Annotated in this window: 19 protein-coding genes and 1 pseudogene; 13 read left to right on the top strand and 7 right to left on the bottom strand. The window is 59.8% G+C overall.

The window, feature by feature from the left end:
• The first annotated feature begins 269 nt into the window (after positions 1–269).
• The 6 genes from dusB (at position 270) to AC1MEA_RS04475 (ending at position 8,343) form a co-directional block, all read left to right on the top strand.
• Entirely contained in the window at positions 270–1,283 is a 1,014-nt protein-coding gene (gene dusB, locus AC1MEA_RS04450) for a tRNA dihydrouridine synthase DusB (RefSeq protein WP_219062513.1), read from the top strand.
• The gene (gene fis / locus AC1MEA_RS04455) at positions 1,280–1,600 is read left to right on the top strand and encodes a DNA-binding transcriptional regulator Fis (RefSeq protein ID WP_007907419.1); all 321 of its coding nucleotides are present in this window, start codon (positions 1,280–1,282) and stop codon (positions 1,598–1,600) included. Before dusB ends, fis begins: the two co-directional genes overlap by 4 nt.
• 79 nt (positions 1,601–1,679) lie before the next feature.
• Positions 1,680–3,287, top strand: coding sequence for a bifunctional phosphoribosylaminoimidazolecarboxamide formyltransferase/IMP cyclohydrolase (gene purH / locus AC1MEA_RS04460; protein ID WP_480916920.1), 1,608 nt, complete (start codon positions 1,680–1,682; stop codon positions 3,285–3,287).
• 189 nt (positions 3,288–3,476) lie between these two features.
• Positions 3,477–4,772, top strand: a complete 1,296-nt coding sequence (gene purD, locus AC1MEA_RS04465; protein WP_449633966.1) for a phosphoribosylamine--glycine ligase — start codon at positions 3,477–3,479, stop codon at positions 4,770–4,772.
• Positions 4,773–4,874: 102 nt separating this feature from the next.
• Entirely contained in the window at positions 4,875–7,646 is a 2,772-nt protein-coding gene (locus AC1MEA_RS04470; RefSeq protein WP_219062510.1) for a hybrid sensor histidine kinase/response regulator, read from the top strand.
• Positions 7,647–7,746: 100 nt separating this feature from the next.
• The gene (locus AC1MEA_RS04475; RefSeq protein WP_322177640.1) at positions 7,747–8,343 is read left to right on the top strand and encodes a MarC family protein; all 597 of its coding nucleotides are present in this window, start codon (positions 7,747–7,749) and stop codon (positions 8,341–8,343) included.
• Positions 8,344–8,364: 21 nt separating this feature from the next.
• Here AC1MEA_RS04475 and AC1MEA_RS04480 read toward each other — a convergent pair whose 3' ends face one another.
• The 7 genes from AC1MEA_RS04480 to cobG all read right to left on the bottom strand — a co-directional run bounded on the left by AC1MEA_RS04480 (position 8,365) and on the right by cobG (position 15,370).
• Complete coding sequence (locus tag AC1MEA_RS04480) at positions 8,365–9,012, bottom strand: hypothetical protein (protein ID WP_480916922.1); 648 nt, start codon at positions 9,010–9,012, stop codon at positions 8,365–8,367.
• Positions 9,012–9,764, bottom strand: coding sequence for a hypothetical protein (locus AC1MEA_RS04485; RefSeq protein WP_480916924.1), 753 nt, complete (start codon positions 9,762–9,764; stop codon positions 9,012–9,014). Before AC1MEA_RS04485 ends, AC1MEA_RS04480 begins: the two co-directional genes overlap by 1 nt.
• 63 nt (positions 9,765–9,827) lie before the next feature.
• Complete coding sequence (locus AC1MEA_RS04490) at positions 9,828–10,643, bottom strand: hypothetical protein (protein ID WP_480916926.1); 816 nt, start codon at positions 10,641–10,643, stop codon at positions 9,828–9,830.
• Positions 10,644–10,901: 258 nt separating this feature from the next.
• Positions 10,902–12,614, bottom strand: a complete 1,713-nt coding sequence (gene cobJ / locus AC1MEA_RS04495) for a precorrin-3B C(17)-methyltransferase (protein ID WP_480916927.1) — start codon at positions 12,612–12,614, stop codon at positions 10,902–10,904.
• The gene (locus AC1MEA_RS04500; protein WP_480918097.1) at positions 12,614–13,345 is read right to left on the bottom strand and encodes a precorrin-2 C(20)-methyltransferase; all 732 of its coding nucleotides are present in this window, start codon (positions 13,343–13,345) and stop codon (positions 12,614–12,616) included. The genes cobJ and AC1MEA_RS04500 overlap by 1 nt, the downstream gene beginning before the upstream one ends.
• Positions 13,345–13,971 carry a precorrin-8X methylmutase gene (locus AC1MEA_RS04505; protein WP_322177635.1) on the bottom strand — a complete coding sequence of 209 codons (627 nt, stop codon included), beginning with the start codon at positions 13,969–13,971 and terminating at the stop codon, positions 13,345–13,347. The genes AC1MEA_RS04500 and AC1MEA_RS04505 overlap by 1 nt, the downstream gene beginning before the upstream one ends.
• Positions 13,964–15,370, bottom strand: coding sequence for a precorrin-3B synthase (gene cobG / locus AC1MEA_RS04510; protein ID WP_480916929.1), 1,407 nt, complete (start codon positions 15,368–15,370; stop codon positions 13,964–13,966). The genes AC1MEA_RS04505 and cobG overlap by 8 nt, the downstream gene beginning before the upstream one ends.
• Positions 15,371–15,494: 124 nt before the next feature.
• Here cobG and cbiE point away from each other — a divergent pair, with 124 nt between their 5' ends.
• From cbiE to AC1MEA_RS04545, 7 genes and pseudogenes are all read left to right on the top strand, one after another.
• Complete coding sequence (gene cbiE / locus AC1MEA_RS04515; protein ID WP_480916931.1) at positions 15,495–16,697, top strand: precorrin-6y C5,15-methyltransferase (decarboxylating) subunit CbiE; 1,203 nt, start codon at positions 15,495–15,497, stop codon at positions 16,695–16,697.
• Positions 16,697–17,794: a cobalt-precorrin-5B (C(1))-methyltransferase gene (locus AC1MEA_RS04520; protein WP_480916933.1), complete on the top strand. Its 1,098-nt coding sequence runs from the start codon at positions 16,697–16,699 to the stop codon at positions 17,792–17,794. The genes cbiE and AC1MEA_RS04520 overlap by 1 nt, the downstream gene beginning before the upstream one ends.
• A complete protein-coding gene (locus tag AC1MEA_RS04525; RefSeq protein WP_480916935.1) occupies positions 17,791–18,519 on the top strand; it encodes a cobalt-precorrin-6A reductase in 729 nt (242 codons plus the stop codon). The genes AC1MEA_RS04520 and AC1MEA_RS04525 overlap by 4 nt, the downstream gene beginning before the upstream one ends.
• A gap of 72 nt (positions 18,520–18,591) precedes the next feature.
• Positions 18,592–19,173, top strand: a complete 582-nt coding sequence (locus AC1MEA_RS04530) for a hypothetical protein (protein WP_480916936.1) — start codon at positions 18,592–18,594, stop codon at positions 19,171–19,173.
• Positions 19,174–19,285: 112 nt separating this feature from the next.
• A pseudogene (locus AC1MEA_RS04535) lies at positions 19,286–19,390 on the top strand (transcriptional regulator); the annotation flags it as partial.
• 119 nt (positions 19,391–19,509) lie between these two features.
• Positions 19,510–19,899, top strand: a complete 390-nt coding sequence (locus tag AC1MEA_RS04540; protein WP_480916938.1) for a DUF2946 domain-containing protein — start codon at positions 19,510–19,512, stop codon at positions 19,897–19,899.
• A gap of 73 nt (positions 19,900–19,972) precedes the next feature.
• Entirely contained in the window at positions 19,973–20,458 is a 486-nt protein-coding gene (locus tag AC1MEA_RS04545) for a copper chaperone PCu(A)C (RefSeq protein ID WP_480916940.1), read from the top strand.
• Positions 20,459–20,511: the final 53 nt, after the last annotated feature.

Raw genomic sequence — 20,511 nt, forward strand, 5'->3', positions numbered from 1 at the left:
ATTGACGGCGTTTTTATGACGTTGTGGCAGAAAACCAAACCGTCAGCGATAAGAAAATAACTGTTCAGATTTTATCCAATTCAGCCTTTATCCAGTCATCGAGAGCGGGTATCATGCCAACCCTTTTTCACACTCTGGGTTCGGTCTGAAAAGTCGCGCAAGCACTTGATGGACAGAATCCGAGCAGGCCCGTGTGGAAACGTTGCGTGCCAGGCCCGCAGTCGTTTCCACACGACATGCATTGATTCGGCCCCACAACAGGCACACCTATGTCGGCGGTACGTATCGGCCCCTATACATTGCAAAACGGCTTGATTCTCGCCCCGATGGCCGGGGTCACAGACCAGCCGTTTCGTCAGCTCTGCCGTCAACTCGGCGCGGGACTGGTGGTTTCGGAAATGGTCACCAGTGACATGAGCCTGTGGAACAGTCGCAAATCGCGCCTGCGCATGATCCACGAAGGCGATCCCGAGCCACGCTCGGTACAGATCGCCGGCGGTGACCCGCAGATGCTCGCGGATGCAGCACGCGCCAATGTCGAAATGGGCGCACAGATTATTGATATCAACATGGGTTGTCCGGCAAAAAAAGTCTGCAACAAGGCTGCCGGCTCCGCGCTATTGAAAGACGAACACCTGGTGAGCGAGATCCTGCGGGCCGTAGTGGCCGCAGTCGATGTGCCGGTCACCTTGAAGATTCGTACCGGCTGGGACCGGGCGAACAAAAATGGTCTGACCGTGGCGAAAATCGCCGAGCAGGCGGGAATAATGGCGCTGGCGGTACATGGCCGCACCCGGGCAGACCTGTACACAGGCGAAGCCGAATACGACACCATTGCCGAAATCAAACAGGCAGTGTCGATCCCGGTCTTCGCCAATGGCGATATCGATTCACCGGCAAAAGCCCGGTACGTGCTACAGGCGACCGGTGCAGACGGGTTGTTGATTGGTCGGGCCGCCCAAGGGCGCCCATGGATTTTTCGCGAGATAGAACACTACCTGCGCACCGGCGAGACATTACCGGCGCTGCAGTTGAGTGAGGTGGAACGCATCCTGCTTGAGCATCTGGCGGCGCTGCACACCTTCTATGGCGATGTGCTGGGCGTGCGTATTGCGCGCAAGCATGTCGGCTGGTATCTCGCAACCTTGCCGGGCGCCAGGGAGTTTCGCGCCCACTTCAATCGTTTGGAAGATACGGAAGCACAGTGCGCCAACGTTCGCGACTTTTTCAGCGAGCGTTACAAGAGCCCGGAAACAAGGGACGAAGAAGAGGTGGCCGCATGACGATGATGACCGAGACTTTAGTGAGTGGAACAACACCCGTGAGCGACAACGTCAATTTGAAACAGCACCTCAACACCCCGAGCGAAGAGGGTCAAACCCTGCGCGGGAGTGTCGAGAAAGCGCTGCACAATTATTTCGCCCACCTGGAAGGCGCTGCCGTCACGGATGTGTACAACCTCGTGCTGTCGGAAGTCGAGGCGCCATTGCTCGAATGCGTGATGAACTACGTCAAGGGCAACCAGACCAAAGCGTCCGAATTACTGGGCCTCAATCGCGGCACCCTGCGCAAGAAGCTCAAGCAGTACGATCTGCTGTAAGCATTTAAAACAGAAGAGGCGACCCACCTCATTGGGTCGCCTTTTTTTGCTGACTCCTTTGCTTTAGATGGGAATTGAAATGACCGACCAGACTACCCGCCTGCCAATCCGCCGCGCGTTGATCAGCGTCTCCGACAAGACCGGGATTCTCGAATTCGCTCGCGAGCTTACCGCTCTGGGCGTCGAGATCCTCTCCACCGGCGGCACCTTCAAGCTGCTCAAGGACAATGGTATTGCTGCGGTAGAAGTCGCTGATTACACCGGCTTCGCAGAAATGATGGATGGCCGGGTCAAGACCCTGCACCCGAAAATCCACGGTGGCATCCTTGGCCGTCGCGGTATCGACGACGCCATCATGAGCGAGCACGGGATCAAGCCGATCGATCTGGTTGCGGTCAACCTGTACCCGTTCGAAGCGACCATCGCCAAGCCAGGTTGTGACCTGCCGACCGCCATCGAGAACATCGATATCGGCGGCCCGACCATGGTTCGCTCGGCAGCCAAGAACCATAAAGACGTGGCCATCGTGGTCAACGCCAGCGACTACAGCAACGTGCTGGAAAGCCTCAAGTCCGGTGGCCTGACGTACGCCCAGCGTTTCGACCTGATGCTCAAGGCGTTCGAGCACACCGCCGCCTACGACGGCATGATCGCCAACTACCTGGGCAGCATCGACCAGAGCGCTGAAACCCTCAGCACTGAAGGCCGCAGCGCGTTCCCGCGTACGTTCAACAGCCAGTTCATCAAGGCTCAGGAAATGCGCTATGGCGAGAACCCGCATCAGAGCGCGGCGTTCTACGTGGAAGCCCACCCTGCCGAAGTGAGCATCGCGACGGCGACTCAGTTGCAAGGCAAGGAACTGTCCTTCAACAACGTAGCCGACACCGATGCCGCGCTGGAATGCGTGAAAAGCTTCGTCAAGCCTGCCTGCGTCATCGTCAAGCACGCAAACCCGTGCGGCGTCGCGGTCAGCCCGGACGACGAAGGCGGCATTCGCCAGGCGTATGAACTGGCCTACGCCACCGACACCGAATCGGCTTTCGGCGGCATCATCGCCTTCAACCGCGAGCTGGATGCTGAAACGGCCAAGGCCATTGTCGATCGTCAGTTCGTCGAAGTGATCATCGCGCCAAGCGTAACGGCCGAAGCAAAAGCCATTATTGCCACCAAAGCCAACGTCCGCCTGCTGACCACCGGGCAATGGGCTGCCGAGCGCATGCCCGCCTGGGACTTCAAACGCGTCAACGGCGGGTTGCTGGTACAGAGCCGCGACATCGGCATGATCGGCAGCGACGACCTGAAAGTCGTGACCCAGCGCGCACCGACCGAACAGGAAATCCACGACCTGATCTTCGCCTGGAAAGTCGCCAAATACGTGAAATCCAACGCCATCGTCTACGCCAAGAATCGTCAGACCATCGGCGTCGGCGCTGGCCAGATGAGCCGGGTAAACTCTGCACGCATCGCCGCGATCAAAGCTGAACACGCCGGCCTGCAAGTACAGGGCGCGGTCATGGCATCGGATGCGTTTTTCCCGTTCCGTGACGGCATCGACAACGCAGCCAAGGCCGGCATCACTGCCGTCATCCAGCCAGGCGGCTCGATGCGCGACAACGAAGTGATCGCCGCAGCCGATGAAGCTGGTATTGCGATGGTATTCACCGGTATGCGCCATTTCCGCCACTAACTTGGCAGCGGCCGCACTGAAGCAGGTATCTGCTGCGTTGGAGCCGCTTCCGATGATGCTCATTGCCAAAAGGCAACTCCGCTCATCGAAAGCGACTCCGCCTTGCATCTACCCACTTCATTGCGACCTCCTACGGCGAAAAGCGCTTTAGGCTCTAAAACAGAATTCAGCGTCATCGAGGTTTTTGAAATGAATGTTTTGATCATTGGCAGCGGTGGCCGTGAACACGCCTTGGCGTGGAAAGTCGCACAGGACCCGCGTGTCGTGAAAGTATTCGTGGCACCGGGCAATGCCGGGACCGCGACTGAAGCCAAGTGCGAAAACGTCGCCATCGACGTACTGGCCCTTGAGCAGCTTGCAGATTTTGCACAACAGAACGTGTCCCTGACCATTGTTGGCCCGGAAGTGCCGCTGGTCGCTGGCGTGGTCGATCTGTTCCGTGCTCGTGGCCTGGACTGCTTCGGTCCGACCGCAGGTGCCGCGCAGCTGGAAGGCTCGAAAGCCTTCACCAAAGATTTCCTCGCGCGTCACAAGATCCCGACAGCGGATTATGAGACCTTCACCGAGGTCGAGCCTGCGTTGGCTTATCTGCAAAAAACCGGCGCGCCGATCGTAATCAAGGCAGACGGCCTGGCGGCGGGCAAAGGCGTCATCGTTGCCATGACCCTGACTGAAGCCGAAGACGCTGTACGCGACATGCTCGCTGGCAACGCATTTGGCGAAGCCGGTTCGCGGGTAGTCATCGAAGAGTTCCTCGATGGCGAAGAGGCCAGCTTTATTGTGATGGTCGACGGCAAGAACGTATTGCCGATGGCCACCAGTCAGGATCACAAGCGCGTCGGCGACGGCGACAGCGGCCCGAATACCGGCGGCATGGGCGCTTACTCCCCAGCCCCGGTGGTGACTGCACAGGTGCACCAACGTGTCATGGACCTGGTCATATGGCCGACTGTCCGGGGCATGGCCGAGGAAGGTAACGTTTACACCGGTTTCCTCTATGCTGGGCTGATGATCGACAAGGCAGGCAATCCGAAGGTCATCGAGTTCAATTGCCGCTTTGGCGATCCGGAAACCCAACCGGTGATGCTGCGTCTGCAATCAAGCCTGGTGCTCCTGATCGAAGCCGCTCTGGCGCAAGCCCTGGACAAAGTTGAAGCTCAGTGGGACCCGCGTCCGAGTCTGGGCGTAGTGCTGGCCGCTGGCGGGTACCCTGGCGATTACGCCAAAGATGCCGTGATCAAGGGTCTGGACGCTGCGGCAGGTTTGCCTGGCAAAGTGTTCCATGCTGGTACAGCACTGAAGGATGGTCAGGTCGTGACGTCCGGCGGGCGTGTCCTGTGTGCCACCGCGCTAGGCGAAAGCGTAGCGAGCGCCCAGGAACAGGCTTACCGACTGGCGGCTGAAATTGATTGGGAAGGTTGTTTCTATCGCAACGACATTGGCTACCGTGCCATTGCTCGCGAGCGTGGTGAAGACCTGGAATAAGGCTAGACGGCCAACCGGGCAGGCACCTATCAGCTGGTGCTTGCCTGTTTATTCCAGCCCCGCGCATAGTTATCTGGCATTCAACTACGAAGGGATTTCGCCGTGCGCTGGCTCAGGATCGCCATAGGCTTCACTGTCAGTCTGCTGACCCTGCTCTGCATGCTCCCGGCTTATGCCGAGCAAAGCGGTGGCTGGTCTACATTGCTGGATGAAAAGGCCGACCTGCAATTAAGCGATGTCCATTCGGCGCGCTACTCGAATCAATTCAGTCCAATCGAACTCGATCAAGTCAGCGCAGGCGACCGCAACAGCGCAGTCTGGCTGCACTATCGCCTGCAACCCGACGATCACGAACAACTGCTGCGCATCTTCGCGCCCGACCTGGCCAGCCTGGACCTGTACGTGCTTGACGGCGATACGCTGATCAGCCACTCACGTGCCGGTAATAACATACCGCGCAACAACAAACTGCCAACCTCCACCGACTTCCTCCTGCCCCTGCCACAAAGCGATGTCCCGCTGGACATCTACCTGCGCTCGGTGTCAGAACAGAAATTACGCCCCAACATCACCCTGCAATCGGCGATAGCCAGCGCTGCGGACGAGCGGCAGCCGTTATTGCTTGGCCTGTTCCTCGGCTGTCTGGCGATGTTGGTCCTGCAGAACATCACGCGTTTCGCCCACACTCGCGCACAAAGCAGCCTGTGGCTAGGGGCCTGTGAGGCGATGCTGGCCTTGAGTGCACTGCTGCTGCTGAATCTGCTGGCTCCATGGCTGCCCAACAGGCACCTGGCGCAGACACCCGGCGCATACCTGGCATTGATCCTGGCGGCCCTGAGCGGCCTGATGTTCGCTTATCGATTTTTCGCGCCCCGGCGTTCCAGTGGCCTGAACCGCTTCCTGCTGGCTGACATGTTGGTCATCGGCCTGTGTGGCCTGCTGGTGTTGTTCGTCGATACCCTGCCCCTGAATATCATCACCTATGGCGTGGTGGCGCTGGCGAGCCTGAGCATTCTGTTCGTTGCCTCCTACCACTGGCACAAGGGTTACAGCCCTGCCCGGCTATTTGTCCTGGCGATGGTCGTGTTCAATCTGGGTTGTCTGGTGATTCTGCCAGCCTTGCTCCGCCTGACCCTGATCGCACCGCAATGGCTGGTCATTACCCTGCTGGGTGTGTTCTGTATCTCGGGGCTGCTGATGAGCATTGCCCTCAGCGAGCGTCACCGCAGCATCACCGAAGATCACTTCAGCGCCAGCCGCGATCTGGCAGCCAGCACCGCCGAAGTCAATGCCAAGGCCGAGTTTCTGGCGAAGATCAGCCACGAAATCCGCACCCCGATGAATGGCGTACTGGGCATGACCGAGCTGCTGCTGGGCACGCCGCTTTCAGTCAAGCAGCGTGATTACGTGCAGACCATCCACAGCGCTGGCAATGAGCTGCTGACGCTGATCAACGAGATTCTCGACATCACCAAACTCGAGTCCGGGCAAATCGAGCTCGATGATGTGCAGTTCGACCTCAACGCACTGATCGAAGACTGTCTGAATATCTTCCGGGCCAAAGCCGAACAGCAGAACGTCGAACTGATCAGTTTTATTCAGCCACAGGTCCCACGCGTGATCAGCGGCGACCCTACGCGCCTCCGCCAAACGTTACTCAGCCTGCTGGAAAATGCCCTGAAGAAAACCGACCAGGGCGAGGTTCTGCTGGTGGTTGCACTGGATTCGCGCAGCGGCAAACCGCGCCTGCGGATTGCCGTGCAAGACAGCGGCGAGCCGTTGGCGGCCAAGGAGCGCGACGCGCTGCTGCACACCGAATTGCACAGCAAGAATTTCCTCTCCAGCACCAAGCTCGGCGGCAATCTGGGGCTGGCGATTGCCCGGCAATTGATCATGCTGATGCACGGTGAGTTCGGCATCCAGAGCGGCACCAATCAGGGCAGCACACTCTGGCTCACATTGCCGTTGGATCCGGATCGACTGGAACAACCCACCACAGACCTCGACCGTTCGCTCAAGGGCGCCCGTGTGTTGGTGGTAGACGACAATGACACCTGCCGCAAAGTCCTGGTGCAGCAATGCAGCGCCTGGGGCTTGAATGTCAGTGCCGTATCGTCGGGCAAGGAAGCGCTCGCACTGCTGCGGACCAAGGCGCATCTGCGTGATTATTTCGATGCGGTCCTGCTCGACCAGAACATGCCCGGCATGACCGGGATGCAACTGGCGGCCAAGATCAAGGAAGACCCAAGCCTGAACCACGACATCCTGTTGATCATGCTCACGGGCATCAGCAACGCGCCGAGCAAGATCATCGCGCGCAACGCCGGCATCAAACGCATCCTGGCCAAACCGGTGGCGGGCTACACGCTCAAGACGACCCTGGCCGATGAACTCAACCAACGCAACAAGGGTGCGTCCCCGTTCAGTTTGCCGTCCGATGCCAGCAAGCCCATCAGCGTCCCGAGTGATTTCCGCATCCTCGTCGCCGAAGACAACAGCATCTCGACCAAAGTGATTCGCGGCATGCTCGGCAAGCTCAACCTGCAGCCGGATACCGCCAGCAACGGCGAAGAAGCACTGATCGCGATGAAAGCCCAACACTACGACCTGGTGTTGATGGACTGCGAGATGCCGGTCCTTGACGGGTTTTCCGCCACCCGCCAACTGCGCGCCTGGGAGGTCGGAAATCAGCGAGTACGCACGCCGGTAGTCGCCCTGACCGCGCATATCCTGACGGAGCATAAAGAGCGTGCCGTTCAGGCAGGCATGGACGGGCACATGGCCAAACCCGTAGAGCTGTCGCAATTGCGCGAGCTGATTGAGCACTGGGTCGCCAAGCGTGAGCAACGTCAGGCCGAGGCCCAAACCAGCTGATTTCACCCTCACGCCAATGAAACTGATATTCCTCCACAAGACATCGCGCGCCGCCTGATAGACTTCTCTTCGTCATCCACCTGTCGGGCGAGCTCAAACCATGCTCCACGTGTTGTTCAGTGTTTATTTGAAGATGTTGGTGCTCTATAGCCCGTTCTTCGTCCTGTCCTGTTTTATCAGCCTCACCCGTGGTTATTCCAGCAAGGAACGTCGTCGCCTGGCGTGGAAAGTCGCGCTGGCCACCCTGGTTTCCAGTGTTCTGCTGTACCTGTTCGGGCGGGCGATCTTTACCGTGTTCGGCATCACCGTGGATGCCTTCCGCATTGGCGCGGGCAGTGTGTTGTTCATCTCGGCACTGGGCATGGCTCAAGGTAAATCCGCAGTCCAGACCGACAACGTTCAGCAAGACGTGACCATCGTGCCGCTGACCATCCCCCTGACGGTCGGCCCCGGCACCATCGGCGCCCTGCTGGTCATGGGCGTCAGCCAGCCGCACTGGGACGATAAGGTCACCGCGATCCTCAGCATCGCCCTTGCCAGCCTCACCGTCGGGATTGTGCTGTACCTTTCCAACCGCATTGAACGCATCCTTGGCGATCAGGGCCTGCAGATCGTCAGTCGCTTGATGGGCTTGTTCGTGTGCGCACTGGCGGCGCAAATCATCTTTACCGGGGTGAAGGGGTACCTGGTGCCGTAGTGGAATCAGCCCGCCGCCGCGCTAAAGTTCTATTTCAGTGATGTAGCGTTTGGCCTGATCGCCTAACTCAGTCCTCACGCGTGCCCGGTGTTCAGCATAGGCAGTGCTGTTGAACGCAAAGCTGCCACCATTGATTCGGACAGTCATCTCTGAGCTGATGCTGTTCCAGAAAAATGGCCCCTCCACCACCGTGCGAGAAGTCATATTCAGCCCACAGACCAGAACCTGTAACTCTCCCGAGGGCAGGTTTTCACAGGGCACAACCTGAAAGCTTTCCGAGCGTCCGGTACTGAACCAACTGTCCAGAAACACCTTTGCATGCTCACTGGTTTTCATGGCGCTGAACGAGGTGTGCGCAAGTTCGACAAGATGAGCTGATCCGACCTTGCTCATCGCGTCGAAAGTAACCCGGCCGAAATCCCGCGAGGACTCAATCTGTATCGGGTTTTCCACAATGAAACCCGTCAATGTGAACCCGAGCTTCAACAGTCCGCGCTGATAACGATTCATCCAGCTTGTCCAGAGCTGTTGCCGGTCAAATTTCTCACTGGCATACAGCTCCGCGTACAGCAGGCAATCCTCGATATCTTGCCGTTCCTGCTCCGACATCCCGGAATAAAACGATGTCAGGCTGCTGCCTATCAAAGCAGCACTAGAATTCTTAGCCATCATTGCTCCGTGTCCTCAAGCCGCAGGATCATTGACGTCCTTCGGGCGCCAAGAGCCGTAATGAATGGCTCCCGAAACTGTGCGTAACGGATATCCGACAATTCGACCGAGCAGGAGGCAACCGCGATATTGCCCACGATTCGGTCAGGGTCGAATGTCCGGAGCAATAACTGTGGCTCGATGGGTTCTACGGTTTTGAACGAGATTAACACCGAGGTCATCGCAGGGGCAGCATGAACAAAACTCAGCTGTAACACCACGCTGAACAATTGGGTGGCGGGTGGCACCTTAAGCGCATGTGCTGAAATATCGCCGGCAAACCTGTCATCCACGTCAGCCTGCCACGGTTCGGATTGCAGCGTATTTTCTCCGAGAAGCAACCGTGCGGCAGGGTCCTGGAAACGCTCGGGGCCGGGTGCCAATACTCGTTTAGCGTGAGCGACAAGTGACGTCGGTACACAGCCATCCAGTTCACGTTCGATCCACGACCACGGTTCAAACAGCTCATCTTTCGCTATTGGGTGACTGTCGTATTTACGGTCTGAAACTATCCAGCCGAACGTTGCCATTGCCGTGAGGTATGTTGTACGCCACGCCTCAAACTCAGCGAACTTCGAATATTTCTTCGATGCAGCCAACTGAACATATAACTGCGAATCAAGTACATCCTCTTTAAATGAATGACTGACGGTGTCGTCAAAAAAAACGACACTTCCTGCGTTCACATAAACGTCCTGCATTCCATTGCGCACGGGGCTCTCCTTGATAACGTTACCTGCACCAGAGAGCCGCAGCACCTGCGGCTCTCCGGATTATTAAATGCTGTACTCTGCAACGGCCTCTTTCGCGTTGTTCCCCAGTTTTGCAAGGATGTCGTCCCGCACGTTGGCGTAAACACCCTGATTCAACACCAGATGCGACTCGGCGTGGGAAATACTCACCGACGTATTGCTCCAGTTCCAGAACAGGACGTTCGTGACATCCAGGGTGGACGAGAAGCTGACGGTTCCCATGGTCATGACCACTTCGTCATCGGCCGACTCGGTGCAAGAGACAATGCTGAAGGTACCGCCTTCATGAGAGCGGCTTTTACCCTCAAACAACTTGAGTGGTTCTTCGCTGGCCTGAAGGGCATCAAGTGCCTGCTTCGCCACGCCCAGCAGTAATAGGGAGGTCGGACCAGGAAGTGCGGCGGCGGCAACCGCGGAAGAGAGGACCTTGAGGCCGACCTGATCCATCGTGAACTGCTGTTCGACCGTCGTGTATCTGGAGTAATCCTTGCGCTTCGGGAACCATCCAGATGCCCGGGACATCACCTCCATGAACTTTTCATACCAGCGCTGGCCTTGCATCTCGGGATGTGCACGATTGGCAACCAGCGTCGCGAACAGTACGGAGTTCTTGATATCGTCCTTACTCTGCCTGGACATACCCGCGACAAAGGAAACAATACTGTTAGCGACGACAGCGGCACTTTCCTTTTTCTCGTCGACGGTCAGGAACCTAGGCATTTCTCCCGGTACAGGGTTATCGACTTCATCCGAAGACAGTGCCACCGCAGGAAGCTCGCAACCCGCAATATAAGCCCGACACGCTTCAATAATCATTGTCGGTTCAATAGCGTCATTCATGTGCACATCCTTTTCCAATTGAGTCATCACCCTTCTTGGGCATCACTCAAACTAGCGCACATCAATGATCGTTTCTAGCCGTCCACTTTGACTCCTCTGCCGGGGATTATTCAAGTGCATACCGTCAAACATCCGGAATACTTGGCCCTGTAAATATTCAACGGTCATTTGTGGACTTTCGCCGTTATAACCTCGGCGTTAGCCCACACAACCAGAGACTTGTCTTACGAACTAAATGCCGGAATTGACGACACTGGCTCAACCGCTCGGCTTCACCCCGTACCACCGAGGCGTATAGACCCAACTGCCGCCATCGGCACGGGGGAAGGTGCAGGTCGTCGACGAGCCAATCAGGACCATGGTGCGCATGTCCACTTGATCCGGGGTCAATTCGCCCAGCGTAATGACCCGCAGTATTTGCCCTGGACGGCCTATATCACGGCCCAGAGTGACGGGGGTTTCCGGGGTGCGATGTTGGCGGACGATTTCCAGCGCGCGCCCCAATTGCCACGGACGAGAACGGGAAATGGGGTTGTAGAACGCCAGCGCCAGATCGGCCTGAGACGCCAGGTCCAGACGGTTTTCAATCACGTCCCACGGTTTGAGGTTGTCCGACAGCGACATCACGCAGAAGTCATGGCCCAACGGGGCACCCGCCTGAGCGGCAGTGGCCAGCGAGGCGGACACCCCCGGCAGGATTTCCAGTTCAACGGCGTGCCAAGCGGCATTACTCGACTCGTGCAGTGCTTCAAGCACGGCCGAGGCCATGGCGAACACGCCCGGATCACCCGACGACACCACCACCACCGAACGCCCTTGAGCCGCGAGTTCGAAGGCATGTCGGGCGCGCTGCATTTCTTCGCGGTTGTCGGTGCAGTGCTGCACTTGATCGGCCCGGAACGGCCCGGCCATGCGCACGTAGGTTTCGTAACCCAGCACATCGTTGGCCCGCGCCAGTTCAGCTTTGACCGCTGGCACCATCAATTCGGCAGCGCCAGGCCCCAGACCGATAACCGCCAGACGCCCGCGTCCACGCCCGATTTGCTGCACATCCAACGGCTGCGCGGCGACAGCAATGGCGATGCCGCTGCCCACACTGATGGGTGGCAGTAGCTGTGGCACGGCCTGCTGCGCCAACTCGCTGACATCAGCCTCCGCCGCTGTCGAAGTGAACCGCAGCGGCACGCCCAGCGCCAATGCTGCTTCACGCAGCGCAGGGCTGGTCATTTCACGGTCGGACGCCAGCAAGCAGGCCAGCGCCTGAACAGCAATCCCGGCATCGTGCAGGGCCGCGCGGACAGCATTCGCCAGATCCGGCACGGTCGCGGTGACTGCCACCAACACACTGCGCGGGTAGATCAGCAGCTCATTGGCCGCCAGCTCGCGTTCGGCGCAACCGACATGAATCGCCAGCTGTGCGTGCTCATCTTCAGGTAACTGCGCTTGCGTCAGCCACGGCGCGGCGCCTTCGATACGCACGTGTTGCCCGGACAGCAAGTCGGAGACAAATCGTTTGCCCAACTCCAGATCGCCGAGCGCGTAACCGCTCGGTGGATTGAGCAGGCAGGTGCCGAAACGCAGTTCGCCGCTGGTGGTAATCGCTGCGGCAACACCCAGGCATGTCGCAATCTCGCGGGCCATGACATTGACCCCGCCCAGCCCGCCCAACAACGGCACGACCGCACTGCCGTCTTCAGCCACGGCCAGCACGGGTGGTTCAGCACCTTTTTCCAGGAGCAGAGGCGCCAGCGTCCGGATCACGATGCCGGCAGCACACAAGGCAATGATCGGCGTGTCCTGCTGATAGAGCTGACGCAACGTGGCGCCAAACTCGGTGTACGTCAGGTCGGCACCTTCAACCCGTGCCGCCAGCCCATGGATCAAGGCATCCGGATAAAGTTGTTGAATGCGGCGTGCCGTCGCCAGGCTGCCGTTGCCCAGAATGACGATGGCGGGTGTTTTAACCATCATCAGCCTTGCCACCTTTCGCCCGGAACGATGATCAGGGAGAAATACGGTGAAGACATTGGCTCGACCTGATCCAGCGCCACGATTTTCTGATTGGACATGGTTGCGCGCTCGACATACAACGCGCGATCCGCCATGCCGAGTTCTTCCAGCACTTGCCGGACTTTGGGGAAGTTGCGCCCCAGCTTCATGATCACCGCCGCATCGGCATCGGCCAGACGACGCTTGAGCTCGTCGTGGGGCAGGACACCGGAGAGCACCGACAGGCTTTGATTGCGATAGACCAAGGGCGAACCCAGGACCGAAGCGCCGCCAAGCATCGAGCACACGCCCGGCACCACTTCGGCTTCATAGCGCTCGGCGAGGCGGTCGTGCAAGTACATATACGAGCCGTAGAAGAACGGATCGCCTTCACAAATCACCGCGACATCGCGCCCCGCATCCAGGTGCGCGGCCAGGGCCACACTGGCGTCATCGTAGAAGTCGCTGATCACTTGCTCGTAGGACAACGGCGCAGGCAAGGCTTCGGTGGTCACCGGGTATACCAGCGGCAACAGGGTCTGCGCGTCTTGCAGGTGGGCTTCGATGATGCCGAACGCGTTGCCTTTCTTGCCCTTGGCGACGAAGTACGCGACCACTGGCGACTCGCGCAACAGGCGCAGGGCTTTGACGGTAATCAGCTCAGGATCGCCGGGGCCGACGCCCAGGCCAATCAAACGACCGGGTTGCTGCATCATTCGATCTCCGTTGCCAGCGCGTTGACCGCAGCAGCGGCCATGGCGCTGCCGCCACGACGGCCCTGCATGATCACAAACGGCACACCACGGCTGTTCGCCGCGAGCATTGCCTTGGACTCTGCCGCGCCGACGAAGCCGACCGGGAAGCCAAGGATCAAGGCCGGTTTAGGTGCACCGGCATCCAGCATTTCCAATAGGTAGAACAGCGCGGTTGGCGCATTGCCAATCACCACGACGCTGCCTTCCAGGTACGGGCGCCACAGTTCCAGCGCGGCGGCAGAGCGAGTATTGCCCAGCTCGCGGGCCAGCTCCGGCACGCCTTCGTCTTTAAGGGTGCAAATCACCGGGTTGTTGGCGGGCAAGCGTGTGCGGGTGACCCCTTCGGACACCATGCGCGCATCGCACAGGATCGGCGCACCGGCGGCCAGCGCATTACGCCCGGCCGTGCCAGCACCAGGGGAGAAGCGCAGGTCTTCGATGACCTCGACCATCCCACACGCATGGATCACCCGCACCGCGAGCTTTTCCAGGTCGGCAGGGATCTGATCAAGCCGGGCCTCGGCGCGAATGATCGAGAAGGAGTTGCGATAGATCTCCTGACCGTCGCGGATGTAATCAATCATCGGTGCTGCTCCGTGAGTCGGCGGCTAACAGCGTGCCGACTGCTTCAATAGTAAGGTCACGCGCGCGCAAGCTACCGAAACCCGGTTGCTGCGCGTCGCGAAAATAGAGGTCGTAATGGCCGGCGGACACCGCCAGCAAGGTCACCGGGGCGACATGGGCCGCCGCGCATGAACGCGAACAGCCCGTCAGGTGCACCGCCAGTTTCAGGTCGAGGTGTTCGAGTCGGGCGGCCAGCAGCAGGGCATCCGCCTTGGTGTCGGCCAACCCTTTGCCACAGCCAGCCGAGCCGGTGCAGGCGATCAAGTGGGCCAACGGTTGTTCGGGCGAGCAGATCAACCCGGCGGCCTGCAGGCCCGTCAGCACGTTCGCCGCGTGGTCACGGTGAATGTTCGGCAGTAACAGGCTCTGCCAAGGTGTCAGGCGCAACGTTCCGTCGCCCCATTCGGCGACCAATTTCGCGACCGCGCGCAACATCGACGCGTCAAGTCGCCCCAGCGGCGCTGCGCCACCGACAGACACCAAACCGGCCACGTCCTGAGGATAAATGCCAAGATGCCGATTCACAGGGGACGGCAATTGGCCCCCTGTAGGAGCGAGCTTGCTCGCGAGGCGGTGTGTCAGGCAAACCGTGTCAAGCCATTCGCCAACACGTTGGCGCCTACAGAATTCAACAGTCATGCGTTTGGCCACCACCAGAAGAAACGCCTCGGTCGACATTTCGGCCAGTACATGGCGCATCCGCACCTGCTCGGGTCGTGCCAGTTCAAGGAACGCGTCCAGCACCGCCACCACCAGCTCATGAGCATGACTCAGCGGAACAGCCGCCAGCGGCGCATCCTCGGCAGGGCAACCGGCCAGGCCGAACGCCATCAGGACGTCGCCGTCGATCATCCGTGCAGACAACCACAGGTCATGGGGGTGTTCGAGCATCGCCAGCGCTTCGCCGCCATCCAGCAACAGGGCAAATTTGGGCGACAGGTCATGGAAACGAGGCTCGCTCTCCAGGGTGCCGAGAATCTGCGCGGCCAACGGCCGGCTGTCGAACAGCTGCTGCGGGTCGATGCCTGCCGTCGGGCTGAGCATCAGGTTGCGCACATCGTCGGCTGCGGCAGTGGTCGGCCCCAGGCCTGCGCCCAACAGGGCTTCGATCAAACCGTCCTGATCGGCACCGACCCCGCGAATCTGCAGGTTCGCGCGGTTGGTCGCCTCGATCACACCCCCGGCATAACGTTGCGCCGCATCGGCCACCACGCACGCCTGGGCTGCCGTGATCGACCCACCCGCCAGCTTGATCCGGCAAATACCGCCGTCCAGTGCAGGGACGATGCGCAACAACCCCGGACAAGCCGAGGGGCGTAAAGAGATTGAGGACGTGCGAGCAGGCATTGGCTCGTTCAATGGGTCACCCGGCAGAATTTGAAAAGGCGCTATAGCCCATTGGGCGCGGTATTATGCCTGCTTTGTCCGCAGGCATGAAAAGCCGGTCTGTCGGAAGTACTCATTAGTTGGCTGAGGAATGTACATGTCGCCGTGGCTGACAGTCGTGGGAATCGGTGAGGACGGCTTCAAAGGCTTGGGCAAGACAGCTCGCCGTGCATTGCTGCAAGCCGGGCAGGTGTTTGGTGGGCAGCGCCAGCTTGATCTGCTGCCCGCCTGCATTCGCGCCGAGCGAAGCCCCTGGCCCAGCCCGTTTTCCCTGAATCCGGTGCTTGAGCAGCGTGGCACGCCAATTTGCGTGCTGGCCAGTGGCGACCCCATGTTGTTTGGCGTGGGCGCCAGCCTGGCGCGACAGGTCAGTGTCGATGAAATGCGGGTGCTGCCTGCGCCCTCGTCTTATTCATTGGCCGCTGCGCGCTTGGGTTGGCCATTGCAGGACGTGGTCACCTTGTCAGTGGTTGCACGACCGCTGGCGGCGTTGAACGCGCAGTTGCATAACGGTTTGCGCCTGTTGGTGTTGAGCAACGACGGCAGCAGCCCCGCCGCCATCGCCGAACTGTTGCGTGCACGTGGCTTCGGCCCGAGCCGGATGACGGTGCTGGAGCATTTGGGCGGAGACGCTGAACGCCGGGTCGAAGGCATTGCCAGTGAGTGGACCGACTTGCCGATTGCGGCGCTGAATCTGGTCGCCATCGAATGCCGTGCTGAACCCAATGCGCCACGCCTGTCCTTGCTGGCCGGGCTGGCGGACAGCGCCTTTGAACATGACGGTCAACTGACCAAACGCGATGTGCGCGCCATCACCCTCGCCCGCCTGGCCCCGGCACCCGGTGAACTGTTGTGGGACGTGGGCGCGGGTTGCGGCTCCATCGGCATCGAATGGATGCGCGCGCACCCAAGCTGCCGTGCGCTGGCGGTCGAAGCCGACGAGGGTCGCCAGTTACTGATCGAGCACAACCGCGACGCGTTGGGCGTGCCGGGCCTGCAATTGATTCGTGGCCGAGCACCTCAGGCGCTGCAAGGTATGGAAGCGCCCGATGCGATTTTCATCGGCGGCGGCGTCACACGTCCCGGCGTCCTCGACACCTGCTGGCAACAGCTGCGCTCTGGCGGACGACTGGTCGCCAACGCCGTCACCCTGCAAAGCGAGACCGCGCTGATCACCTGGCGTGAACAGCATGGCGGCGAACTGACCCGCATCCATATCGCCCACGCCAAGCCACTGGGCGAATTCGATACCTGGCGCCAGGCGCTGCCCATCACCCTGCTTGAAGCGATCAAACCCTGATGCGCGCCGAAACCGCCGAACAACCCGCCCCCTTGCGCAGCGGCTACACCACCGGCAGTTGCGCGACGGCCACCTGCCTGGCGGCGGCGCGTTTGTTGCTGGACGGCGAAGTGAGTGACGCAGTGGAAATCGTCCTGCCCAAGGGCAAGCAGGTGCAGATGCGCCTTGAGTTCTGCCGACCATTTGCTGACGGCGCGGAAGCGGGCACGATCAAGGATGCTGGCGACGACCCGGATGTCACCCACGGCGCACTGGTATTTTCAAGAGTGCGACTCACAGCCGAAACCGGCGTGCAATTCGTTGCGGGCCCCGGTGTGGGCACCGTTACCCGGCCCGGCCTGGTGTTGAATGTGGGTGAGCCCGCGATCAATCCGGTGCCGCGCAAGATGATCAGCGAACATTTGCTGCAGCTGGCAGATCAGACCGGGTACGCCGGTGGTTTCGAAGTCACCCTGTGTGTAGAAGGCGGCGAAGCCCTGGCGCTGAAAACAATGAACCCTCGGCTCGGCATTCTCGGTGGCCTGTCGATCCTCGGCACCAGTGGCATCGTCCGGCCATTTTCCTGCGCGGCGTATATCGCCTCGATCCATCAAGGCATCGACGTCGCCAAAACCAATGGTTATCTGCACATCGCCGCCTGCACCGGCAACGCCAGCGAAGACACCATGCGCCGGGTCTACAACCTGCCGGAAATCGCCTTGATCGAGATGGGCGACTTTGTCGGCGCGGTGCTCAAGCATCTGCGCAAGGTGCCTGTGGATAAACTGAGCATTTGCGGCGGCTTCGGCAAGATCAGCAAACTGGCGGCCGGCCACATGGACCTGCACAGCCGCCACTCCAGCATCGACCTGCCCCAACTGGCCGAATGGGCCGCGACCCTCGGCGCCGATACAACATTGCAACAGGCCATCCGCGAGGCCAACACCAGCCAGCAAGCGTTGGCGATGGCCAGCGCGGCCGGTATCGCCTTGGGCGACGAGGTGTGTCGTCATGCACGGGCGTTTGCCCGCAGCGTGGTGCCGACGCAGGTTCACGTGGAAGTGTTTGCCATCGACCGCCAAGGCGGGATCGTCGGTCAGGCGGGAGTCTGCGAATGAAGCGTCTGCTATTGCTCGGCGGCGTCACCGAGGCCCTGGCGATTGCGCGCCGACTGGGGCCGCAGCATGTCTACAGCCTGGCTGGCGTGGGTCGGGTGCCGACTGATCTGGCGTGTCAGGTGCGGGTCGGCGGCTACGGCGGGGCTGAAGGTCTGGCGCAGTTCATTCGTGATGAACGCATCGATTTGCTGCTGGACGCGACGCATCCCTACGCGGCGCAAATCAGCCAAAATGCCGTGACCGCCGCACACCTCAGCGGCATCCCCTGCTGGGCCTTGCGGCGCCCGGCCTGGGCGGCACAACCCGACGACGACTGGCGCGAAGTCGGCGACTGGGCCGAGCTGATCACCGCCCTTGAATCCTTCAAGCGGCCGCTGTTCACCCTCGGTCGCGAACCCTTGCAGCACCTGCACGAAATTCCCGCCCACCAGTTCTGGACCCTGCGCGCCCTGGACGACTACCCAGGCAACGAACGCTGCGAAGTGATCGGCGCCCGTGGGCCCTTTTTGCTGGACGACGAACGCGCCTTGTTCGAACGTCGGTCTATCGACGTCCTGATCAGCAAAAACAGCGGCAGCAGCGCGACTGAACCGAAACTGGAAGTGGCACGGGAGCGAGGAGTGCCGGTGCTGATACTGCGCAGGCCAGTGTTGCCGGGGGTGGATCGGGAGTTTGTAGATGTCAGCCAATTGCTGTCAGCGTTGGATGAGCATCATTTCTTGTAAAGGCTAGAACGTATTTGAAGGTCGTTCCGACCTTATCGCAGGCAAGAACTAGACATCTCCCCAGCCCCGACCGTGTCTGCTGCGCCGACGCTGTCGCTGCAACATGTGGTCAATGTTGCCGCCTGGCGACACATTGAGCCGGATTATAGTATCAGCGCGCCGACCACCGCCGATGGCGTGTTCGCCATTGTCATATTTGCCGAAAACCCACGTAAGGACGCCGTGTTAATTTCCAGGAGGATTCCAATGAAAAAAGCACTCTGGGCCAGCTTGGCCTTACTGACCGTTCACCTGCCTGTAGTCGCTCACGAAACACCGCTGTTCATTCCGCCAGGCCCTTTCGAGAAAGAAAGAAACGCCCCGATACACCTTGATTTTGGCACTTCCAAGCCCCCGTCTCAAAACGTCATACCAGAAGGCGGCGAATTTGGGTTCATTGCCGACGGCCTGAGCAAAAATGTCGACATCGACCGTCCCTTCAAAGTGACAGTGGATGGAGGCAAGAAAAATCCGAGCAGATTTCTCGACAATCCGCAGCTCGAAGACCATATCCAGCGCACTCCACCTCCCTACGACCCTCGTTTAGATAAGCACAGAAAAGCAATGGACCCCGATCAATCCGAGCCTAGCGTCGGATTAGAATGGCACCCCTGACTCTCGATAGCCTCGCTTGGTCGCCTCTCCGCCACATCGTCATCACCCGTCCCAACTGCGCGAGGCCGAGTTGAGTGTGGCGACGGGGGAATTCGTCGGATTGATCGGGGCCAACGGCAGTGGCAATCCCAGCATGGACAATTTGGCCGCAATTTTCACCGTCATGCGCTCAAAGCTTGGCGTGAACATTGAAGTGCATGCAGTGCCGGTGACGTGACACCCGAGCCTCACACGCAAAACTCTGCGGCATCACACCACAGCCTGTTTTTTTACTTATCCTGGCCATTCAGGCTAAATAGCGCCATTGATCGCTTACTGAAACGGAAAGCACCTCCCATGTCCCAACGTCGGATGGCATTTGCCTGGATCGCCTGCTTTGCAGTGCTGTTCAACATGCTTGCCATGCCGCTTTCCGGGGCGGCGCCAAAGACGGCCAGCGAACAAGTGTTGTGGGGCAGTTTCTGTACGGCCAGCGGCACTAAGCTGGTGGCGATTTCGTTGGGCAAGGCCGATCACAGTGCGCCGCACAACGATGATCACTCGACCATGCAACATTGCTGGTGCTGCAGTGGGTCCGCGCCGCTGGTGGCGATCCCTGCCAGTTTTGCCACGTGGTACGCCTCTCGGACTGAAACACGGCAATCCCTTTCGATTCATTCCCCTGCCCCGCTGTCCCCACGCCAGCAATGGCCGAGCCTCAATCCACGGGCTTCTCCACAGGTCTGATCCAAGCCGTTGAATAAGCGCCATAGCCTCATGAGGCAGGGCGCATCGGAATCGATCCCGCTGGAGAAATACCATGATCAAGAAAATCCTTGTTGTGGCCGCACTGTTGCTGCCTGCCTGCTTTGCCAATGCCCACGAATACGCCGTCGGCGAATTGCACATCGCTCATCCGTGGTCCATGGAGTTGCCGCCCAACGCGCCCACCGTGGCCGCGTATTTCGTCGTGCACAACAACGGTAAAACCCCTGATCGCCTGCTCAGTGTCAGCACGCCCGTGGCCGGCAAAGCCGAGCTGCATGAGCACCGGCATGAGAATGGTCTGATGAAAATGCAGCAAGTGCAGAACGTCGACATTCCCCCAGGTGGCGAGGTGGTATTTGCACCGATGGGCTATCACGTCATGCTGCTGGAGCTTAAGGACAAGTCGACGCTCGTCGACGGCCAGCGCTTCCCGCTGACGCTGCATTTCGAAAAAGCCGGTGACGTAACGGTCGAGGTTGCGGTGCAAAAACAAGCACCGGCAGAGAATGCCGAACCCATGCATATGCACATGCAGTAACTGACTGACCTGCGTTGAGCCACAGGCGCTCACCAGGCTTCAGGTCCTCCGTG

Source organism: Pseudomonas sp. ASL8 (genome assembly GCF_056680355.1).